We start from the raw sequence: 17932 nt of genomic DNA on the forward strand, positions 1-17932 counted from the left end.
CCCGCGAAGAGGCAGAAGATCAGGCCGGTTTCATCATCAATACCCCAAGCGGCGGCAGGTTCAGGGCCAGCGACAGCGGTTGCCCATGGCTCGGCAGCGCTTCGCTTGCCACCGCACCGAGGTTGCCGACATTCGACCCGGCATACAGTTCGGCATCACTGTTCAGCAGTTCCTGCCAGCGCTCGCCAAACGGCACGCCGATGCGGTAGCCCTCACGCGGCACCGGAGTGAAGTTGGCCACCACCAGCACCGGCTCGCCGCTGCTGCTCCAGCGCAGCCAGGCGTACACGCTGTTCTGCGCATCGTCACCGATCAGCCACTGGAAGCCCTGTGGCTGACAATCCTGCTCATGCAACGCCGGAATATCCCGGTACAGCCGGTTGAGGTCGCTGACCAGGCGCTGCACCCCCTGGTGCTCAGGGTATTGCAGCAGGTACCAGTCCAGTTCGCTGTCGTGGTCCCACTCGCGCCATTGGCCGAACTCGCAGCCCATGAACAGCAGCTTCTTGCCCGGGTGCGCCCACATGAAGGTGAGGTAGGCACGCAGGTTGGCGAACTTCTGCCAGCGGTCGCCGGGCATCTTGTCGATCAGCGAGTGCTTGCCGTGGACCACTTCGTCGTGGGAGATGGGCAGGATGAAGTGCTCGGAATAGGCATAGATCAGCCCGAAGCTCATCTCGTTGTGGTGGTAGGTGCGGTGCACCGGGTCGTTCTGGATGTAATGCAGGGTGTCGTGCATCCAGCCCATGTTCCACTTGTAGGCAAAGCCCAGGCCACCCTGCTGGGTTGGCTGGCTGACACCGGGCCAGGCGGTGGACTCCTCGGCGATGATCAGCGCCCCCGGTGCCTCGTGGGCTGCCACACCGTTGAGGTGGCGGATGAAGTCGATGGCTTCCAGGTTCTCGCGCCCGCCATGGCGGTTGGGGACCCACTCGCCAGCCTTGCGCGAATAGTCGCGATACAGCATCGAGGCCACCGCATCGACCCGCAGGCCGTCGATGTGGAAGTGCTTCAGCCAGTGCAGCGCCGAGGCCATCATGAAACCGCGCACTTCGTTGCGGCCGAGGTTGTAGATCAGCGTGTTCCAGTCCTGGTGGTAGCCTTCCAGCGGGTTGTCGTATTCGTACAGGGCGGTGCCGTCGAAACGTGCCAGGCCGTGTTCGTCGGTGGGGAAATGCGCCGGCACCCAGTCGAGCAGGACGCCGATGCCACCCTGGTGGCAGGCATCGACAAAGGCGGCGAAGTCCTCGGCGCTGCCGTAGCGCGAGGTAGGCGCGAACAGCGACAGCGGCTGGTAGCCCCAAGACCCACCGAACGGGTGCTCCATGATCGGCAGCAACTCGATGTGGGTGAAGCCCAGCTCCTGCACATAGGGCACCAGGCGCTCGGCCAGTTCGCGCCAGTTGTAGAAGCGCCCGATGTCACCCGCCTCGTCCAGTTCGCAGCGCCACGACCCCGGGTGCAGTTCGTAGATCGACAGCGGTGCACTGTAGGCATGGCGCTGGGCGCGTTGCGCCATCCAGTCGTGATCCTGCCAGGCGTGAGCGAGCGGCCCCGCCACCTTGGAGGCGGTACTCGGTGGCAGCTCGGTGGCACGCGCCAGCGGGTCGGCCTTCAGCGGCAGGATGCCGTCCTTGCCCAGCACCTCGTACTTGTAGGTTTCGCCCACGCCCAGGCGCGGCACGAACAGCTCCCACACCCCGGCGCTGTGGCGCAGGCGCATCGGGTGGCGACGGCCGTCCCAGTTGTTGAAGTCGCCCACCACCGAGACCCGCCGCGCATTCGGCGCCCACACCGAGAAGCACACACCGTCGACACCGTCGACCTGCGTCGGCTGCGCGCCGAAACGCCCGGACAGGTCGCGGTGGTTGCCCTCGGCGAACAGGTACAGGTCCATGTCGCCCAGTTGCGGGCCGAAGCTGTAGGGGTCTTCGGTGATCTGCTCGCCGCCGGCCCAGGCGATCTGCAGCAAGTACGGGTGCGCCTGGTCGAGGTGCGCGGTGAACAAGCCTGGCAAGCTGCCCTGCTCCATTTCGGCCAGGATGCGCCCGTCATGCCGGGCCAGGATGCGCACTTTCAGGGCATTGGGCAGGAAGGCGCGGACCACCTGCCCACCACTGCCGTCGCCATGGGGGCCGAGTACTGCAAATGGGTCGGCGTGCTCGGCGCGGGCCAGGGCGTCGAGGTCCCGTTGCCGAAGGCCGCCGTTTTCACGCGTTGTTAGGTTCATGCTGACTCTCCCCAGGTACTGATCAGTCCATGCAGGCCATGCAAAGGCACGGCCAGCCAACTTGGACGGTTTTCGGCTTCGTATGTGATTTCGTAGGCAGCTTTTTCCAGGCAGAACAGCTCCAGTGCGGCACGTTCGCCTTCGGCCTGCTGCCAGGCATGGGGCATGGCTGCGGTGGCGAGGCCGTAGGCTTCGACAAAGGCATGCCGCGACTGGTGCAGGTACTGCCTGGCAACCCGCTGCCGGGCCTGCCGCGCCGGGTCGGAAAGGTCCACGGCAGAGGCGCTGCGCAGGATCATCGCAGCAGCATAGTCGAACGATCGCAGCACGCCGCTGACGTCCTTGTACGGGCTGTGTTTCGCCCGCCGTTCCTCTAGCGGCCGGGCCGGCTCGCCTTCGAAATCGATCAGGTAGGCATCGCCCTGCACCACCAGCACCTGGCCCAGGTGCAGGTCGCCGTGCACGCGCATCAGCAGGCCGCCCTGGGCCTGGCGGGTGAGTTCGGCGATGTGCTGGGCCAGGCCGTCGCGCTGTTGCTGCAAGTCGTCGACCAATGCCTGGCTGTCGCTGTCGAGGTGCTCACGGTGCTGCACCAGCAGGTCGAGGGCGCGGCTCAGTTCGGCACTGATCTGCGCACTCCAGCGCTCGCTGTCGGCAGCATCGCTCGGCCGCGGCTGGAACGCCTCGTCGTTGCTCGGCGCAGCCAGCAGCAGGTGCATCTCGCCCAGGCGCTGGCCAAGCAAGGCGGCAAAGCCGGTCAGCTCGGCGAGCGCGTCGGTGTGCACCTCGGTGTCGAGGCTGGCTGGTTCCATCTGGTCGCGGATGGCCCGTTCCAGGGTGTTCTGGGTCCAGGCCCAGGCATCGCCCTGGTTGCTCAGGTAACCCTGGGCGATCATCAGCAGGTGTGGCGCGCCCTGCTCGTCCACGCGGCTGACCCAGGCCAGCAACGGCGAGATATTGGCAAAGCCGGCAGCGGTCAGGTAGGCACTCATTTCCAGCTCCGGGTGCACACCCGGGTTGACCCGGCGGATCAGCTTGAGCACCACCTTGTCGCCGATTACCACCGAACTGTTGGATTGCTCGGCACTGAGGTAGCGCACGCTGCTGTCATCGTTGAGCTCAAGGCCGGCCAGCTGGTCGGTGCTGGCGAACTGCAGTTCGCCCTCGCCGCGGCCGCAAGGCAGGCGCAGGCCGTCGTGACAGGCACGCAGTACAGCGCGGATGAACGGTTCGAGGACAAAGGCGTCGGTGATCAGGCCAACTTGATGGGCCCGGCGCACCCGCGACAGGGCCAACTGCTGCGGCAACGCAGTGCTGATCTGCTCTTCCGGCAGCAGGCCGAACGGCAGCTGGTAGCGCGTGGCCACGCCGCCACTGAGCACTTCGATCTCGCTGAGCAGCACCGGCGTGGTGGTAGTGCCGAAGCGCACGCCGTAGCACAGGCGCACCTGGTCGATCGGGCCTTCCTTGCCGGCGAACCAGCGGCGCTTGGGTAGATAGTGCGGCAGGATGGCGCCTTGCAGGGTGTCGCTGGAGGGGGCTTCGAGCAGTTCTTCCATGCGCTTGCGCAATACCAACGTAGTCAATTCGGGTAACCCCTCGGTGGGCTGGATGTGCCAGCTGGGCATGCGATCGTGTTCGGCCAGCAGGAACCAGTAGAAGGCATAGGGTGGCAAGGTCAGCAGGAACGGCAATTGCCCGATCGGCGGGAAGGCACTGCCGCCGAGCATCTCCACCGGTACCTTGCCGGCGTACTGTGACAATTCCAGTTCGGCCGCCTGCGCGGCACGCGAGACGTTGGCCACGCACAGGATGACCTCGGTATTGCCGTCGGCATCGGTGTATTCGCGGATATAGGCGAGGATGCGCCGGTTGTTCGGCGTCAGCGTGCGCAGGCTGCCACGGCCAAAGGCCTTCTGCTGCTTGCGCACCGCCAGCATGCGCCGGGTCCAGTTGAGCAGCGAGTGCGGGTCGTTGGCCTGGGCCTCGACGTTGACCGTCTGGTAGCCGTACAGCGGGTCCATGATCGGCGGCAGCACCAGCCGCTGCGGGTCGGCGCGGGAGAAGCCGCCATTGCGGTCCGGCGACCATTGCATGGGGGTACGCACGCCATCGCGGTCGCCGAGGTAGATGTTGTCGCCCATGCCCAGCTCGTCGCCGTAGTACAGCGTGGGCGTGCCGGGCATCGACAGCAGCAGGCTGGTCAGCAGCTCGATACGCCGGCGGTCACGCTGCAACAACGGCGCCAGGCGCCGGCGGATGCCCAGGTTGATGCGCGCGCGGCGGTCTTCGGCGTAGTAGTTCCACAGGTAGTCGCGCTCGCGGTCGGTGACCATTTCCAGGGTCAGCTCATCGTGGTTGCGCAAAAAGATCGCCCACTGGCAATTGGCCGGGATCTCCGGGGTCTGGCGCAGGATGTCGGTGATCGGGAAGCGGTCTTCCATGGCCAGCGCCATGTACATGCGCGGCATCAGCGGGAAGTGGAAGGCCATGTGGCATTCGTCGCCCTCGCCTTCACCGAAGTACGGGCGGGTGTCTTCCGGCCACTGGTTGGCTTCGGCCAGCAGCATGCGGTCCGGGTAGTTGGCATCGATCTCGGCGCGGATCGCCTTGAGCACGGTGTGGGTTTCGGCGAGGTTCTCGTTGTTGGTGCCGTCGCGCTCGATCAGGTAGGGGATGGCGTCCAGGCGCAGGCCATCGACACCCAGGTCGAGCCAGAAGCGCATGACGCCGATCACCGCCTTGAGCACCTGCGGGTTGTCGAAGTTGAGGTCTGGCTGGTGCGAATAGAAGCGGTGCCAGAAATACTGGCCGGCGACCGGGTCCCAGGTCCAGTTGGACTTCTCGGTGTCGAGGAAGATGATGCGCGTGCCGTCGTATTTCTGGTCGTCGTCCGACCACACGTAGAAGTCCCGCGCCTTGCTGCCGCGCTTGGCGTGGCGGGCGCGCTGGAACCAGGGGTGCTGGTCGCTGGTGTGGTTGATGACCAGCTCGGTGATCACCCGCAGGCCGCGCTTGTGCGCCTCGGCGATGAAGCGGCGGGCGTCGGCAAGGTTGCCGTAGTCGGCATGCACGGCCTTGTATTCGGCGATGTCGTAGCCATCGTCACGGCGTGGCGAGGGGTAGAACGGCAGCAGCCACAAGGTGTTGACGCCCAGCTCGGCGATGTAGTCGAGCTTGCTGATCAGGCCGGCGAAGTCGCCGATGCCGTCGTTGTTCGAATCGAAGAACGACTTGACGTGCAACTGGTAGATGACGGCGTCCTTGTACCACAGCGGGTCGTCGATGAAGGCTGCCGGGCGGGAACGCTTGGCCATGTGCGACTCCTTTCAATTACAGGTTGCTCTGGCCCCATGCACAAGCAACTGACTTTACACAGTCCCGGTGAGAGCGGGCGGGCCGGCGAATCAGGCGCCGCAGTGCATGGCACCGGCTTTGCCGGTGTTCGCGGGCGCGCCCGCTCCCACAGGTTTACCGCAGCTTTTCGATACGCCAGATCCCGAATGGCAGGTGCCAGGGCTCGATACGCATGAACTGGGTCTTGCCATACCAGGACCAGCGGTGGCCGTTCATCAGGTCCTCGCCATGGGTCTCGGCGTTGTCATCCAGCCCCAGCTCCCACAGCGGCAATTCGAAGTGCGCCTCCTGCGCATTGTGCGGATCGAGGCTGATGGCGATCAGGATGTAGTTGTCGCGCTCGCGCGTGCGCTTGGCGAAGTACAGGATGTTGTCGTTCCAGCAGTTGAAGAACGCCACGCCCAGGTGGGTTTGCAGCGCCGGGTTCTGCCGGCGAATGCGGTTGAGCTGGGCGATCTCGGCGATGATGTTGCCCGGCTGGGTGTAATCGCGCGGGCGAATCTCGTACTTCTCCGAGTCCAGGTACTCCTCCTTGCCTGGCAAGGCGGCCGCCTCGCACAGCTCGAAGCCCGAATACATGCCCCACAAGCCCGAGCCCATGGTCGCCAGGGCGGCCCGGATGAGGAAGCCGGCGCGCCCGGAATGCTGCAGGAAGAACGGGTTGATGTCCGGCGTGTTGACGAAGAAGTTCGGCCGGTAGCACTGGCTCCAGGGCGGCTGGTTGAGCTGTTCGAAGTACTCGCGCAGCTCTTGCTTGGTATTGCGCCAGGTGAAATAGGTGTAGCTCTGCGCGTAGCCGACCTTGCCCAGGCGCGCCATCATCGCCGGCTTGGTGAACGCCTCGGCGAGGAAGATCACGTCCGGGTAGTGGCTGCGCACATTGGCGATCAGCCATTGCCAGAACGGCAGTGGCTTGGTGTGCGGGTTATCGACGCGGAAGGTCTTCACCCCCTCCTCGACCCAGCCGATGATCACGTCGCGCAAGGCCAGCCACAGGCCTGGCACCGCGTCAGGAGCATAGAAGTCGACGTTGACGATGTCCTGGTACTTCTTCGGCGGGTTCTCGGCGTAGCGGATGCTGCCATCCGGGCGCCAGCTGAACCAGCCAGGGTGTTGCTGCAGCCACGGGTGGTCCTGGGAACACTGGATGGCGAAGTCCAGGGCGATTTCCAGGCCGTGCTGGGCGGCTGCCGAGACCAGCCGGCGAAAGTCCTCACGGCTGCCCAGCTGCGGGTGAATGGCGTCGTGGCCGCCCTCCGGACTGCCGATGGCATACGGGCTGCCGGGGTCGCCGGGCTGGGCCTGCAGGGAATTGTTGCGGCCCTTGCGGTGCTTGCTGCCGATCGGGTGGATGGGCGGGAAATACAGCACATCGAAGCCCATGTCGCGGATCATCGGCAAGCGCTGATGCACGTCGTTGAAGGTGCCGTGGCGCTCGGGGCTGTCAGTGCAGGAACGCGGGAACAGCTCATACCAACTGGCGAACTGCGCGGCCGGGCGGTCCACATCCAACGGGTACTCGATGCTGCGGGTCAGGTAGCTGCGGTGCTCGGCCTCGGCCATCAGCCGGCTGGCCTCGGCGCCGAGGAACACGGCCACCTGCTCGTCTTCATCGAGGGTGGGCAGGCGCTCGGCAAGTGCCTGCAGTTGGTCGCGCAAGGCACCGCCGCTCAGCTCGATGCCCTTGCCCAGCAGCAGGCGCCCTTCTTCGAGTTCGAGGCTGATGTCGACGCCGGCCTGGTATTTTTTTTCCAGGTCGTGGCAGTAGGTGGCAAAGGGGTCGATCCAGGCCTCGATACTGAACAGGTGCGGGCCGATTTCGGTGGGGATGAACTCGGCCAGCCACAGGTCGTTGCCCGCCGCGGTCATCGGCACGCAATGAATGCGCCGGCTGCCGGCCTGGCGCCAGTTCAGCATCACCGCCATGCGGTCGTGGCCGTCGCTGAATACCTTGCTGCTGACCGCAACCGGCTGGTTGCTGATGGCCTTGGCTGCGAATGCGCCGCCTTCGAGCACCGGCTGGGTGTCCTCGATGACAATGCGCGGCGCCAGCAGGGCCTGGGACAGGCTGATGACCTGGTCCGGATGGTCATTGGCCATGGGCACGCTTTCGAAGGGCTCTTTCAGAGACATCAGGCCTTGCTCCCTTGGGCTGGTGGCAGTAAGGGTTCAGAGCCATGCGCAGGCGCGGGGGTTCAAAAAAATTGAGCGAACGGCAGCTGCCAGGGGTCGAAGCCTGCAGCACCTCTTCAATTACCCACGCGAGGTCAGGCCATGAACATTCCCATCCCACCGGAAACACCCGACCCCAACATCGACGACCCGAGCCTGCCGCCGCCCGTGCCGGAAGAGGACCCGGACGAGCTGCCGATCAAGCCGACCGTGCCGCCGACGGTGGGTGACCCACCGAGCCAGGAGCCACCGGTGAAGGCTTAAGGGTAGACCAGGATTTTGTGCTGACAGGGCCGGCCTCTTCGCGGGCACGCCCGCTCCCACAGGTATTTCACTGCCCTGGGGCTCTGTGAAATACCTGTGGGAGCGGGCGTGCCCGCGAAGAGGCCGGAACAGCCAACCCATCAACCAGCAGTAACCGCCGAAATCTCCGCCACACTGATCTCGCGCATGCGGAACTTCTGCACCTTGCCGGTCACCGTCATCGGGAACTCGTCGACGAAACGGATATGCCGCGGCACCTTGAAATGCGCGATGCGCGCCTTGCACCACGCCTGCAACTCCTCGACCGTGGCGCTGTGCCCCGGATGCAGCTTGATCCAGGCGACAATCTCCTCGCCGTAGCGGCTGCATGGGATGCCGATCACCTGCGCATCGGCCACCGCCGGGTGGGTGTAGAAGAACTCCTCCAGCTCACGCGGGTAGATGTTCTCGCCACCGCGAATGATCATGTCCTTGTTGCGCCCGACGATGCGCACATAGCCCTGCTCGTCCATCACCGCCAGGTCGCCCGAATGCATCCAGCCGGCCGGGTCGATGGCCTCCGCCGTGGCCTGCGGGTTGTCCCAGTAGCCGAGCATCACGCTGTAGCCCCGGGTGCACAGCTCGCCGATCTGCCCGCGCGGGACGATGCAGCCGTCGGCGTCCACGACCTTGTTCTCCAGTTGCGGCTGGGTACGGCCAACGCTGGTCACACGCAGCTCCAGGTCGTCGTCCGGGCCGGTTTGCAGCGATACCGGGCTGGTCTCGGTCATGCCGTAGGCAATCTGCACTTCGGCCATGTGCAGTTGGTCGATGACCCGGCGCATCACCTCGATCGGGCAGGTGGCGCCGGCCATGATGCCGCTGCGCAAGGTGGACAGGTCCACGTGTGCCCGCAACGGGTGGTCGAGCATGGCGATGAACATGGTCGGCACGCCATAGAGGATGCTGGCACGCTCCTCGGCCACGGCGCGCAGGGTGAGCTCGGCGTCGAAGGCGTCGTTGGGGTAGACCATGGTGCTGCCGTGGGTGATGCAGCCGAGGTTGGCCATGACCATGCCGAAGCAGTGGTAAAGCGGCACCGGGATCACCATGCGGTCGCGTTCGCTCAGGCCCAGGCTTGCGCCGACCATGAAACCGTTGTTGAGGATGTTGTAGTGGCTGAGCGTGGCACCCTTGGGTGCGCCGGTGGTGCCGGAGGTGTACTGGATGTTCACCGGCTGGTCGAACTGCAGGCTTTGCTGGCGTGCAACGCAAGCTTCGCGAGAGGTCTGCCCTGCCCGCTCTGCCAGCGCATGCCAGGGCAGGAAGCCTGACGGTGGGTTGCCCGCGAGGCTGATCACACCACGCAAATCCGGCAGCCGTGCACTGGCCAGTTGACCCGGTATGGCGCCCGCCAACTCGGGCACCAGTTGCTGGACCATGGCGTGGTAATCGGAAGTCTTGAAGGCATCGGCACACACCAGCCAGCGGCAGCCGGACTGGCGCAGTACATATTCAAGCTCGCCCACGCGGTAGGCCGGGTTGATGTTGACCAGAATCGCGCCGACCTTGGCACTGGCCAGTTGCAGGATGCACCACTGGGCACAGTTGGGCGACCAGATGCCGACGCGGTCGCCGGTATCTACCCCCAGCGCCATCAGTGCACGGGCATGCACTTCGACCTGTTCGGCCAGCTGCCGCCAGCTGTAGCGCAGGCCCTGGTGGCGCGAGACCAGGGCTTCGCCATCGGCACAGCGGGCTACGGTGGCATCGAACGCCTGGCCGATGGTCAGGGTCAGCAACGGTTGGTCCTGGCGACCGCGGGTATAGCTTGGTTGACTCATGGGTGTCCCTTCTTGTGGTTGTTCTGGGCACGGCTGAAGCAAGCGGGAATACTCTGGCGCAGATTTACGTTTACGTAAAGGTGACGAGTCGATTGACAGTCACCCTGCGCAGGTTTACGTTAACGTAAAGGTGATGAACAACACCGGCCCCAGGCTTGACGTCGAGCCCTGTGGGAGCGGGCGTGCCCGCGAATGCGATCACTCAGGCAATGACGGTGGTCCTGCTGACGCATTCGCGGGCACGCCCGCTCCCACAGGGTTCGACGCCAGATCCTTGAGCTACGGTGTTACCCATATTTCAAGAACAACAAGGTGCCCCAGCATGCATTACCCCTCCCTGAACTTCGCCCTGGGCGAAACCATCGACATGCTCCGCGACCAGGTCCGCACCTTCGTCGCCGCCGAACTGGCGCCACGCGCCGCGCAAATCGACCACGACAACCTGTTCCCCGCCGACATGTGGCGCAAGTTCGGTGACATGGGCCTGCTGGGCATCACCGTGCCGGAAGAATACGGCGGTGCCGGCCTGGGCTACCTGGCCCACGTGGTGTCGATGGAAGAAATCAGCCGTGGCTCGGCCTCGGTGGCACTGTCCTACGGCGCCCACTCCAACCTCTGCGTCAACCAGATCAACCGCAATGGCAGCCACGAACAGAAGCTTAAGTACCTGCCCAAGCTGATCAGCGGCGAGCACATCGGCGCCCTGGCCATGAGCGAGCCCAACGCCGGCTCCGACGTGGTGTCGATGAAGCTGCGCGCGGAAAAGCGCGGCGACCACTACGTGCTCAACGGCAGCAAGACCTGGATCACCAACGGCCCCGACGCCAACACCTATGTGATCTACGCCAAGACCGACCTGGACAAGGGCGCACACGGCATCACCGCATTCATCGTCGAGCGTGACTGGAAAGGCTTCAGCCGCAGCAACAAGTTCGACAAGCTGGGCATGCGCGGCTCCAACACCTGCGAGCTGTTCTTCGACGGCGTCGAAGTGCCGGAAGAAAACATCCTCGGCCAGCTCAACGGCGGCGTGCGCGTGCTGATGAGCGGCCTGGACTACGAGCGCGTGGTGCTGTCGGGCGGGCCGACCGGGATCATGCAAAGCTGCATGGACCTGGTGGTGCCGTACATCCATGACCGCAAGCAGTTCGGCCAGAGCATCGGCGAGTTCCAGCTGATCCAGGGCAAGATTGCCGACATGTATACCCAGCTCAACGCCAGCCGCGCCTACCTGTACGCCGTGGCCCAGGCCTGCGACCGTGGCGAGACCACCCGCAAGGACGCGGCCGGGGTCATCCTCTACACCGCCGAGCGCGCCACGCAGATGGCCCTGGAGGCGATCCAGATTCTGGGCGGCAACGGCTACATCAACGAATTCCCGGCAGGCCGCCTGCTGCGCGACGCCAAGCTGTACGAGATCGGTGCCGGCACCAGCGAAATCCGCCGGATGCTGATCGGCCGCGAACTGTTCAACGAAACCCGCTGAGCACAAGGGACGGGCGCACATGGCTACCTTGCACACCCAGATCAACCCGCGCTCGGCGGAGTTCGCCGGCAACCGCGCGGCCATGCTCGAACAGGTCCAGGCCCTGCGTGGCCTGCTCGCCCAGGTGGCCCAGGGCGGCGGGCCCAAGGCCCAGGAACGCCACACCTCCCGCGGCAAGCTGCTGCCGCGCGAGCGCATCGACCGCCTGCTGGACCCCGGCTCGCCGTTCCTCGAGATCGGCCAGCTGGCCGCCCATGAGGTGTATGGCGAAGACGTACCGGCTGCCGGCGTGATCGCCGGCATCGGCCGCGTCGAGGGCGTGGAATGCATGATCGTGGCCAACGACGCCACGGTCAAAGGCGGTTCCTACTACCCACTGACGGTAAAGAAACACCTGCGCGCGCAGACCATCGCCCTGCAGAACCGCCTGCCGTGCATCTACCTGGTGGACTCCGGCGGCGCCAACCTGCCACGCCAGGACGAAGTGTTCCCCGACCGTGAGCATTTCGGGCGGATTTTCTTCAACCAGGCCAACATGAGTGCCCTGGGCATCCCGCAGATCGCCGTGGTCATGGGCTCGTGCACGGCCGGCGGTGCCTACGTGCCAGCCATGGCCGACGAAGCGATCATGGTGCGCCAGCAGGCCACCATCTTCCTTGCCGGCCCGCCCCTGGTGAAGGCCGCCACCGGTGAAGTGGTGAGCGCCGAAGACCTCGGCGGCGCCGATGTGCACTGCCGCACCAGCGGCGTGGCCGACCACTATGCCGACAACGACGAGCACGCCCTGGCCCTGGCCCGGCGCAGCGTGGCCAACCTCAACTGGCGCAAGCTGGGCCAGTTGCAGCACCAGGCCCCAGTGGCACCGCTGTATGCCGCCGAGGAGCTGTATGGCGTGGTGCCGGCCGATGCCAAGCAGCCGTTCGACGTGCGGGAGGTGATCGCCCGGCTGGTCGACGGCTCGCAGTTCGATGAATTCAAGGCGCTGTTCGGCACCACCCTGGTGTGCGGCTTCGCCCACTTGCACGGCTACCCGGTGGCGATCCTGGCCAACAACGGCATCCTTTTCGCCGAAGCCGCGCAGAAAGGCGCGCACTTCATCGAACTGGCCTGCCAGCGCGGCATCCCGCTGCTGTTCCTGCAGAACATCACCGGCTTCATGGTCGGCAAGAAGTACGAAGAAGGCGGCATCGCCAAGCACGGCGCCAAGCTGGTCACCGCTGTAGCCTGCGCCCAGGTGCCGAAGTTCACGGTGATCATTGGCGGCAGCTTCGGTGCCGGCAACTACGGCATGTGCGGCCGCGCCTACGACCCGCGCTTCCTGTGGATGTGGCCCAACGCGCGGATTGGCGTGATGGGCGCCGAGCAGGCCGCCGGCGTGCTGGCCCAGGTCAAGCGCGAGCAGAGCGAGCGCAGTGGCCAGCCGTTCAGCGCCGAAGACGAAGCCCGGCTCAAGCAACCGATCCTCGACCAGTACGAGCACCAGGGCCACCCCTACTACTCCAGCGCCCGGCTGTGGGACGACGGCGTCATCGACCCGGCCCAGACCCGCGACGTGCTCGGCCTGGCCTTGTCGGCCGCGCTGAACGCAGCGATCGAACCGAGCCGCTTCGGCATTTTCCGGATGTGACCCATGAGCGATTTCAGCACCCTCGAAGTGATCCGCGACCCGCGCGGTTTCGCCACCCTGTGGCTGAGCCGCGAGGACAAGAACAACGCCTTCAACGCCTTGATGATCCGCGAGCTGATCGTCGCCCTCGACCAGCTGGCCGAGGACGCCAGCCTGCGCTTTGTGCTGCTGCGCGGCCGTGGCCGGCACTTCAGCGCCGGCGCCGACCTGGCCTGGATGCAGCAATCGGCGCAACTGGACTTCAACACCAACCTGGACGATGCCCGCGAGCTGGGCGAGCTGATGTACGCCCTGCACCGCCTGAAGACGCCGACCCTGGCGGTGGTCCAAGGCGCCGCCTTTGGCGGCGCACTGGGCCTGATCAGCTGCTGCGACATGGCCATCGGTGCCGAGGACGCCCAGCTGTGCCTGTCGGAAGTGCGTATCGGCCTGGCCCCGGCAGTGATCAGCCCGTTCGTGGTCAAGGCCATCGGTGAGCGCGCCGCCCGCCGCTACGCCCTCACCGCCGAACGCTTCAGTGGTGTGCGAGCCCGCGAACTGGGCCTGCTGGCCGAGGTGTACCCGGCCAGCGAGCTGGACGCCCAGGTCGAAGCCTGGGTCGCCAACCTGCTGCAGAACAGCCCGCAGGCGCTGCGCGCCACCAAGGACCTGCTGCGCGAAGTGGACGCCGGTGAACTCAGCCCGGCCCTGCGCCGCTACTGCGAAAACACTATTGCCCGCATCCGCGTCAGCGCCGAAGGCCAGGAGGGCCTGCGCGCCTTCCTGGAAAAACGCCGCCCCGCCTGGCAAACCGATGACACCAAGGAGCCGCGCCCATGAGCCGCCCCGCTTTGACCACCCTGCTGGTCGCCAACCGTGGCGAAATCGCCTGCCGGGTGATGCGCACCGCCAAGGCCATGGGCCTGACCACCGTCGCCGTGCACAGCGCCACCGACCGTGATGCCCGGCACAGCCGCGAAGCCGATATCCGCGTCGACCTCGGCGGCAGCAAGGCGGCCGACAGCTACCTGGTGGTCGACAAGATTCTCGCCGCCGCCAAGGCCAGCGGCGCCCAGGCCATCCACCCCGGCTATGGCTTCCTGTCGGAGAACGCCGGCTTTGCCCGTGCCATCGAACAGGCCGGGCTGATCTTCCTCGGCCCACCGGCCAGCGCCATCGATGCGATGGGCAGCAAGTCGGCGGCCAAGGCACTGATGGAAGCCGCTGGCGTGCCGCTGGTGCCGGGTTACCACGGCGAAGCCCAGGACCTCGACACCTTCCGCGCCGCCGCCGAACGCATCGGCTACCCGGTGCTGCTCAAGGCCAGTGCCGGCGGTGGTGGCAAGGGCATGAAAGTGGTCGAGGAGGAAAGCCAGCTGGCCGACGCCCTGGCCTCGGCCCAGCGCGAGGCGCAATCATCGTTCGGCGACGCGCGCATGCTGGTGGAAAAGTACGTGCTCAAGCCGCGCCACGTGGAAATCCAGGTGTTCGCCGACCAGCACGGCAACTGCCTGTACCTGAATGAGCGGGACTGCTCGATCCAGCGCCGCCACCAGAAGGTGGTTGAAGAAGCCCCTGCGCCTGGCCTGTCGCCTGAACTGCGCCGGGCCATGGGCGAGGCGGCGGTCCGCGCCGCCCAGGCGATCGGCTATGTCGGTGCTGGCACCGTCGAGTTCCTGCTCGACGCCCGTGGCGAGTTCTTCTTCATGGAGATGAACACCCGCCTGCAGGTGGAGCACCCGGTTACCGAGGCCATCACCGGCCTCGACCTGGTGGCCTGGCAGATCCGCGTGGCCTGCGGCGAGCCCCTGCCAATCACCCAGGAACAGGTGCCGCTGATCGGCCATGCCATCGAAGTGCGCCTGTATGCCGAGGACCCGGCCAACGAATTCCTGCCCGCCACTGGCACGCTGGCGCTGTACCGTGAGTCGGCGCCTGGCGAAGGCCGGCGGGTGGACAGTGGCGTCAGCGAGGGCGATGCGGTATCGCCATTCTACGACCCGATGCTGGGCAAGCTGATCGCCTGGGGCGAAGACCGCGAGCAGGCACGCCTGCGCTTGCTGGCCATGCTCGATGAATTTGCCATTGGCGGGCTGAAGACCAACATTGCCTTCCTGCGGCGCATTCTCGCCCACCCGGCATTTGCCGCGGCCGAGCTGGACACCGGCTTCATTCCGCGTCACCAGGCCATGCTGCTGCCCGCGCCCCAGGCGTTGCCAGCCGGTTTCTGGGAAGCTGCGGCCGAGGCTTGGTTGCAAGGCCAGGCCGGGCAGCAGCGGGATGACGACCGCGGTTCGCCGTGGGCCGAGCGCACTGGCCTGCGCCTGGGCCTGCCGGCACGCAGCAGCCTGCATCTGGCCAGTAACGGGCAGGATCAGGCGGTTGCCCTGGAACGCAGCGCCGCGTCCGCCTGGCAACTGCTGGGCGAGCACCTGGTGCATGACCATGCAGGTGTACGCCGCCAGCATCTGGCGCTCCGCCGTGGTGGCACGTTGTACCTGCAGTGGGACGGCGAGATGCATGCGGTGGAAGCCTTCGACCCGATCGCCGAGGCCGAGGCCAGCCACAGCCATCAGGGTGGTTTGGGTGCGCCGATGAATGGCAGCATCGTGCGGGTGCTGGTCGAGCCAGGGCAGCTGGTGGAAGCGGGGACGGCGCTGGTGGTGCTGGAGGCGATGAAGATGGAGCACAGCATCCGCGCGCCGCATGGCGGCACGGTGCAGGCGTTGTTCTGCCAGGAAGGCGACATGGTCAGCGAAGGAACGGTGCTGGTCGAATTGGCGGAGTGACCGGAGCTGTTTGGCTTGAGTTTTGTGGGGCCTGTGAGATCGAGCGCCGCGCGGGCGGCGCTCGATCTGCAACGCACCACAACAACCACACCTGGCACCCGCCAGCCCCACCCGAATCTCAAACCCTAAAAAACCCCGTGCACCCGCACGACCACCCCCAGAAACTCGCACCCCGCTTCACAGAGAACAGTCGGATAGCGCGTATTCAGCGGCCTGAGCATCTTGTCTCCGCCCTCCTCGATCAACTGCCGCAACACCGCCGGCCGCCCCGGCTGCCGGGCAATGACCAGCCTGCCTGGCTCTGCCGGCAGGCCGGTATCCACCAGCACTCGCATACCCTCAGGCACGCTCTTGCCACTGGCGGCATTCATCGAATCGTTCTCTACCACCAGCCAGAACGCATTACCCGCAGGCATGTAGTCGCTCTGTTCGTGGCTTTTGCCTGTTTCTGGCAAGGGCCCCTGCAAGTCCGCCCAACTCAGGACCGGGAAGCGAAAGCTTGCATAGAGCAGCGCTTTGCCTGAGTCCGCTTGGTCGGCCGCATAGCGACCAGGTGATTCGCGCACCATATCGCGCTCCACCACCATGACTTGGGCTTCGAGAAACACCAGCCCAAGTTTTTCAAGCTTTTCGTTGATGGTTTCCAACGTCGGCTGCCGCGTGCCACGCAGCCAATGGCCTACGCCGCCCTGAGTCATGCCCAGGCGTTCGGCCAGCTTGAGCTGGCTGAGATTGTGTTCGCGCTTGTAGCGCTTGAGAAAAGCGTTCCAGTTTTCCATGAGCGGCAACAATACGGACTGTATTATCGGCAGCAATACACAATCTGAATTATTTCTTTGGCCATGAATAGTACAGATTGACCTATGCTGTGATTCCTGTGTGTTTGAAGGGAAATCAGAAGGTATCGCGATGAAACCACCGAAAAACGACGAAACAGATCTCGACAGCGAAGCCGCCCGCCGCGCCCTCGACTACTACCTCAACCCCAACCCGCAGCGCCCCACCCTCGACAACAGGATCTGGACGTTGCACGAGGGCGTCACCAGCGAACAGGCCCGGGAGCATGCCATCGCCCTGCTGCGCTGCGCCGCCGCCACTGCCCAGGAAACCGCCACCCACCAGCACGGCAGCCAGCGCGAACTGACCTTCGCCCTGATGCACATGATGGACATGGCCCGCGCGCTGCTGGAGCACAAACGCGCTATGGAACCAGGCATCTAGGCAACAAAGAAGGGAGAGAACGTGATTGGCCGGGTAACGGCAAAGGCCCCGATTGCCGGGACAAGGAAGCGCACCGGTAAAACTTTTTTACCGGATAAGCGAAAAATTCATTTGACTAGTAAATGATAACGATTATTATTGCACTCAACTGATCGCGAGATCAGCTGGATAACCCGGAGCTTAGGTCGCTCTCGGATTATCTCCTCATCAGGCTAATCACGGTTTTGGACCCGGCTTTTTGCCGGGTCTTTTTTTTGGCTCTTCAGGCTAATGAAGATCGTGATGGCGCGCATGCTAGCAAATGTGTATCAGGGCGTGAACGCTCATTGCAGAACATTGCAAAATCAGCACTTGAGAATCAATATCGTTTGGCTTAGGCTGACAATGCGTCACGGAAGATGCCCCCTCTCCCATCCAGCAAGGAGCTGACCATGAGCCGCCTGCTAGTACCGCTCGAGCACCCAACCCCGGCTGCGGGGCACGATACCGAAGCGTCTCTACTGCACGCCTTGAGGCATCTGCCACGGCGCGTACAGCAAGTCTTCCTGCTCAGCCGCCTGGACCAGCTGGGCTTCGCCGCCATCGCCGCCCGCCTCGACCTGCCCCTGGCGAGCATCGAACGGCATATGGGCCAGGCCCTGCAGGCTGGCCACTCACGCCGCGATGCGCTGGCGAGCATCGCCCGGCAATGGTACGTACGCTTGCAGAACCCCGAGGTGACTGCCTGCGAGCGCATCGACTTCCGTCGCTGGCTGGACGCAGACCCGGCGCACCTGCAAGCGTTTCATGACACTGAACTGCACTGGCGCAGCCTGCTGGCAGCGGCACGGCAGCTGGGGCATGACGGCTGGTACCGGCAAGGACGAGCCGCGCTGTCGCTGGGCGGTTGCTCGGTCGCGCTAGGCCTGGGCGTGGCGGCGCTGGTAGTGCTCGGTTTCTGCGCCTGATCAACGCCTCAACCCGCCGTCGGCGTTTACGCCGGGA

12 protein-coding genes are annotated in these 17932 nt (G+C 65.2%); 7 read left to right on the forward strand and 5 right to left on the reverse strand.

Going from position 1 to position 17932, the window contains the following annotated elements; all coding sequences use genetic code 11:
• Positions 1-19: 19 nt before the first annotated feature.
• The 3 genes from glgB to ACJA3S_RS16450 all read right to left on the reverse strand — a co-directional run bounded on the left by glgB (position 20) and on the right by ACJA3S_RS16450 (position 7720).
• The gene (gene glgB, locus ACJA3S_RS16440) at positions 20-2230 is read right to left on the reverse strand and encodes a 1,4-alpha-glucan branching protein GlgB (protein ID WP_406819294.1); all 2211 of its coding nucleotides are present in this window, start codon (positions 2228-2230) and stop codon (positions 20-22) included.
• Positions 2227-5547: a maltose alpha-D-glucosyltransferase gene (gene treS / locus ACJA3S_RS16445; protein ID WP_406819295.1), complete on the reverse strand. Its 3321-nt coding sequence runs from the start codon at positions 5545-5547 to the stop codon at positions 2227-2229. The genes glgB and treS overlap by 4 nt, the downstream gene beginning before the upstream one ends.
• A 154-nt stretch (positions 5548-5701) precedes the next feature.
• Positions 5702-7720 carry an alpha-1,4-glucan--maltose-1-phosphate maltosyltransferase gene (locus ACJA3S_RS16450; protein ID WP_406819296.1) on the reverse strand — a complete coding sequence of 673 codons (2019 nt, stop codon included), beginning with the start codon at positions 7718-7720 and terminating at the stop codon, positions 5702-5704.
• A gap of 141 nt (positions 7721-7861) precedes the next feature.
• On the opposite strand from ACJA3S_RS16450, the gene ACJA3S_RS16455 reads away from it, so the two are divergent.
• The gene (locus ACJA3S_RS16455; protein WP_003251307.1) at positions 7862-8023 is read left to right on the forward strand and encodes a hypothetical protein; all 162 of its coding nucleotides are present in this window, start codon (positions 7862-7864) and stop codon (positions 8021-8023) included.
• Between the two features lie 140 nt (positions 8024-8163).
• On the opposite strand, the gene ACJA3S_RS16460 is transcribed toward ACJA3S_RS16455, so the two are convergent.
• Entirely contained in the window at positions 8164-9846 is a 1683-nt protein-coding gene (locus ACJA3S_RS16460; RefSeq protein WP_406819297.1) for an AMP-binding protein, read from the reverse strand.
• Between the two features lie 322 nt (positions 9847-10168).
• On the opposite strand from ACJA3S_RS16460, the gene ACJA3S_RS16465 reads away from it, so the two are divergent.
• The 4 genes from ACJA3S_RS16465 to ACJA3S_RS16480 are packed head-to-tail and all read left to right on the forward strand — an operon-like array spanning position 10169 to position 15727.
• A complete protein-coding gene (locus ACJA3S_RS16465; RefSeq protein ID WP_406819298.1) occupies positions 10169-11332 on the forward strand; it encodes an isovaleryl-CoA dehydrogenase in 1164 nt (387 codons plus the stop codon).
• Positions 11333-11351: 19 nt separating this feature from the next.
• Entirely contained in the window at positions 11352-12959 is a 1608-nt protein-coding gene (locus tag ACJA3S_RS16470; protein ID WP_406819299.1) for a carboxyl transferase domain-containing protein, read from the forward strand.
• Positions 12960-12962: 3 nt separating this feature from the next.
• Entirely contained in the window at positions 12963-13778 is an 816-nt protein-coding gene (locus ACJA3S_RS16475) for a gamma-carboxygeranoyl-CoA hydratase (RefSeq protein WP_406819300.1), read from the forward strand.
• Complete coding sequence (locus ACJA3S_RS16480; protein WP_406819301.1) at positions 13775-15727, forward strand: acetyl/propionyl/methylcrotonyl-CoA carboxylase subunit alpha; 1953 nt, start codon at positions 13775-13777, stop codon at positions 15725-15727. Before ACJA3S_RS16475 ends, ACJA3S_RS16480 begins: the two co-directional genes overlap by 4 nt.
• 125 nt (positions 15728-15852) lie before the next feature.
• Here ACJA3S_RS16480 and ACJA3S_RS16485 read toward each other — a convergent pair whose 3' ends face one another.
• The gene (locus ACJA3S_RS16485; protein WP_406819302.1) at positions 15853-16506 is read right to left on the reverse strand and encodes a LexA family protein; all 654 of its coding nucleotides are present in this window, start codon (positions 16504-16506) and stop codon (positions 15853-15855) included.
• Positions 16507-16636: 130 nt separating this feature from the next.
• On the opposite strand from ACJA3S_RS16485, the gene ACJA3S_RS16490 reads away from it, so the two are divergent.
• A complete protein-coding gene (locus tag ACJA3S_RS16490; protein WP_406819303.1) occupies positions 16637-16948 on the forward strand; it encodes a DUF6124 family protein in 312 nt (103 codons plus the stop codon).
• A gap of 431 nt (positions 16949-17379) precedes the next feature.
• The gene (locus ACJA3S_RS16495) at positions 17380-17895 is read left to right on the forward strand and encodes a DUF4880 domain-containing protein (protein ID WP_406819304.1); all 516 of its coding nucleotides are present in this window, start codon (positions 17380-17382) and stop codon (positions 17893-17895) included.
• Positions 17896-17932: the final 37 nt, after the last annotated feature.

It is taken from the genome of Pseudomonas sp. KnCO4 (assembly GCF_045344305.1).
GTDB classification, from domain to species: Bacteria; Pseudomonadota; Gammaproteobacteria; order Pseudomonadales; family Pseudomonadaceae; genus Aquipseudomonas; species Aquipseudomonas anuradhapurensis.